3 protein-coding genes are annotated in these 1,798 nt (G+C 75.0%); all 3 read left to right on the top strand.

Features of this window, described 5'->3' with window-relative positions; translation table 11 throughout:
• The coding region (locus tag H5J30_RS30850) for a Nif3-like dinuclear metal center hexameric protein (protein ID WP_181790780.1) at nt 1-365 on the top strand (365 nt) is incomplete at its 5' end.
• On the top strand, nt 362-1,105 hold the full coding sequence (locus H5J30_RS30855; RefSeq protein WP_181790782.1) for a zinc ribbon domain-containing protein: 744 nt from the start codon (nt 362-364) through the stop codon (nt 1,103-1,105). The genes H5J30_RS30850 and H5J30_RS30855, both read left to right, overlap by 4 nt.
• On the top strand, nt 1,105-1,798 hold a 694-nt coding region (locus H5J30_RS30860), incomplete at its 3' end, for a reverse transcriptase-like protein (protein WP_181790784.1). The genes H5J30_RS30855 and H5J30_RS30860, both read left to right, overlap by 1 nt.

Raw genomic sequence — 1,798 nt, forward strand, 5'->3', positions numbered from 1 at the left:
TCTGCGGCGGCTCGGGCGACGGCCTCTTCGACGCCGTGCGCGCCGCGGGCGTCGACGTCTACGTCACCGCCGACCTGCGCCACCACCCCGTCTCCGAGGCGCAGCAGCACGCCGCGCTCGCCGGCGAAGGCCGCCCGTACCTGATCGACGCGGGCCACTGGGCCACGGAGTGGCCCTGGTGCGAGCAGGCCGCCGCGCAGTTGGACGCGATCTCGGACCGGAACGCATGGGGTCTGCGCACGCAGGTGTCGCGTATCGTGACCGACCCCTGGACCACGCACACCCCCGCCCCGGCCGCGCGCCCCGCGGGATCGCCCACTCCCCACACCAGCCTTGCCCCTACGAGCCCGGAGCAGCCAGCTTGAACGCCGCGCCCGCCGACCAGATCCGCCTGCTGGACGTCCAGGCCCTCGACGTCCGCCTCACCCAGCTTCAGCACCGCCGCCGCACCCTCCCGGAAATCGAGGAGGTCGCCGGCCTGGAGGCCGACCTCGCCCAGCACCGCGACCTGCTGGTCGCCGCGCAGACCGAGGAGAGCGACACCGAGCGCGAGCAGACCAAGGCCGAGAAGGACGTCGACCAGGTGCGCCAGCGCGCCGCGCGCGACCAGCAGCGGCTGGACTCCGGCGCGGTGACCTCGCCCAAGGACCTGGAGAACCTGCAGAGCGAGATCGCCTCGCTGGCCCGGCGGCAGAGCGACCTGGAGGACGTGGTCCTGGAGGTCATGGAGCGCCGCGAGACCGCGCAGGAGCGGGTGGCGGAGCTGACCGGCCGGGTCGAGTCGGTTCAGGCCAAGATCACGGACGCCACGGCGCGGCGCGACGCGGCCGTGGGCGGGATCGACGCCGAGGCCGCCACCGTCACCAAGGAGCGCGCGGAGGCCGTCGGCGAGATCCCCGCCGACCTGCTGAAGCTCTACGACAAGCTGCGCGAGCAGCAGGGCGGCGTCGGCGCGGCCCGGCTCTACCAGCGGCGCTGCGAGGGCTGCCGGCTGGAATTGAACATCACCGAGATCAACGAGGTACGGGCCGCGGCCCCCGACACCGTCGTACGGTGCGAGAACTGCCGCCGGATCCTGGTCCGTACACCCGAATCCGGCCTCTGATGCCGGGCCCGGGCCGGCGCGCCTTCACCGTCGAGGCGGACGGAGGCTCGCGGGGGAATCCCGGGCCCGCGGGGTACGGCGCCGTGGTGCGCGGCGCGGACGGCGCGGTGCTGGCCGAGGACGCGGCGTACGTGGGGGTGGCGAGCAACAACGTCGCGGAGTACCGGGGGCTGATCGCCGGGCTGCGGGCGGCGCGCGGGCTCGACCCGGACGCGGAGGTCCGGGTGCGGATGGACTCCAAGCTCGTCGTCGAGCAGATGTCGGGCCGCTGGAAGATCAAGCACCCCGGGATGCGCGAACTGGCCGCCGAGGCGCGGGAGGTCTTCCCGCCCGGGCAGGTGTCGTACGAGTGGATCCCGCGGGAGAAGAACAAGCACGCGGACCGGCTCGCGAACGAGGCGATGGACGCGGGCAAGCGCGGCGGGCAGTGGAGCGCGGCGGCGTCGCGTGCGGAACTGGAGGCAGCCGGTGCAGCCGGGGCAGGCGGTACGGGAGCCGGCGGCGCCGGGGCCCGGGAAGGCGCCGCCGGCGTACGGGCCGAGGGCGGCACCGGCAAGTCCGCCACCCCCGCGGTGGGTTGGGGCGCGGACCTCGGGGCGCCCACCACGTTCCTCCTGCTCCGCCACGGCGAGACGGACCTCACCCCCCAGAAGCGCTTCTCCGGCACCGGCGGCAGCGACCCCGCGCTCTCCG

The organism is Streptomyces phytophilus (assembly GCF_013870535.1).
Lineage (GTDB): Bacteria > Actinomycetota > Actinomycetes > Streptomycetales > Streptomycetaceae > Streptomyces > Streptomyces phytophilus.